The sequence below is a fragment of the Cryobacterium sp. Y62 genome, from assembly GCF_002929785.1.
Taxonomy (GTDB): domain Bacteria; phylum Actinomycetota; class Actinomycetes; order Actinomycetales; family Microbacteriaceae; genus Cryobacterium.
In genome coordinates this window covers 1-1,724 of sequence record NZ_PJJK01000019.1, presented here as the reverse complement: position 1 = coordinate 1,724, position 1,724 = coordinate 1, and the positions used below count along the sequence as shown (strand labels likewise).

The window sequence follows — 1,724 nt, the reverse complement described above, 5'->3', positions numbered from 1 at the left end:
GGGCAAATGGGTAGCACCCGAAGTAGGGTCAAGATTCGGCGTGTGCCGAAACCCTGTGACGACGACGCCCACCGGTGGTCGAGACGTCACGGTCCCCTACTTGGAGGTCGCAGTGTCTGTAGCTTTTTCTCTTTCGCGAGGGGCGTCGAAGCGGATGCTGGCGGCATCCGTTGTCGGCCTGCTCGTGGCCAGCTCGATCGCACTGATCGCCGCTCCGGCGCAGGCCGCGACGTCGGGCTTCACCGCCGCAAACGGCATCCGATACGGTGCAAGCGCCGTCGACGGAACGATTACCGCCACTGGCTATAACGGGTCGGCATTGACCGTTGTGATTCCCGACACGGTCACAGAAGCGGGCGCGGAGTACACGGTCACCGCCATCGGGGCCGAGGCCTTTAAATTCTGGGGCCTTACCGGGGTCACCATTGGCCAGAACGTGAAAACCATTGGCCAGATGGCCTTCAGCAGGAACTCCGTGACCGGGCCTATTATCATTCCGGCGTCCGTGACGACCATCGAAGACGATGCGTTCAGCGAAAGCGGTACTCTAACGTCATTGGACATTCCAGCGTCAGTGACACACATCGGCGAGTCAGCTTTCGGTGGCACTAGCCTGAGCTCGGTCACTCTGCATGAGGGGCTCGAAAGCATTGATCAATACGCCTTCTGGGGAAACCCGATGACGTCTATCACTATTCCGGCGTCAGTGCAGACCATTGGCGCGAACCTCTTCTGGGAAGGCCACGTCGTAGCGGTGACTTTCGCCGGCGCAGCGCCGACACTCTGGAGCACTGACGCCATCAATCCGGACTCGGGCCACGTCGATCCGTCGCTGGGCGACGCTGAGGGCTTGACGGTGCACTATCTGTCGACGTTCGGAGTTGACGGCGGGCGTGCCAATGGGTTTACGACGCCGGCATGGATGGGCTACGACACCGTGATCGACCCGATCGTGTCGTTTGACGTCACCGGGCACGACGCGATTGCTGAGCAGCGCTTGGTTGCTGGCCAGCTGGCCGTGGCTCCTACTGTTACGGATGCAGAATTCGATGGCTGGTACACCACGGCAGACTTCACGACGGCGTTTGATTTTTCGGTCGCTCCGACCGACGACGTGACCGTGTACGCAAAGTGGCCCGTGGCCGCGGTCGTTGTTGAAGAGCCGGTTACGCCGTCGTCGCCGACCCTGACTCTTGACCTCGGCCTGGCCGTTGGCGACGTCGTCGCCGGCGCCCCGGTGACGGTGTCCGGTGCGGGGCTCAAAGCCGGCTCCGATTACACCGTCATTCTGCGCTCCACCCCGGTACTGCTGGCTGGCGGAACGATCGGCTCCACTGGCGCGTTCACAGCCAGCGCTGTTCTGCCGACCGGACTATCGGCCGGGCAGCACACCGTAACCCTCACGGGCACGGCCGCTGACGGGTCAGCCCTGTCGCGCGTCGCGTTCCTGACGGTCAGCGCGACCGGCACGCTCACGTACCTGTCGTACATTTCAGCGGATGCCGCCACGAACGTCACCGCAGCGTCCACCACCACGGCACTCGCCTCGACCGGGTTCACGGCCGCACCGCTCGGCTTCGCCGCGCTACTGCTGCTCCTGGCCGGAGCCACGCTCGTCGCGGCCCGACGTCGGAGCGTCGCGTAACGCATCCACTGAAGACGGCCGTCACCACGCGAATCATGCGGGTGGCGACCGTCTTTTGCGTACTCTGCACGCTCCGGCG

The 1,724-nt window shown here is 63.8% G+C and carries 1 protein-coding gene; it reads left to right on the top strand.

Features of this window, described 5'->3' with window-relative positions; all coding sequences use genetic code 11:
- Nucleotides 1–112 precede the first annotated feature (112 nt).
- On the top strand, nt 113–1,645 hold the full coding sequence (locus CXY71_RS00140; RefSeq protein ID WP_146072683.1) for a leucine-rich repeat protein: 1,533 nt from the start codon (nt 113–115) through the stop codon (nt 1,643–1,645).
- Nucleotides 1,646–1,724: the final 79 nt, after the last annotated feature.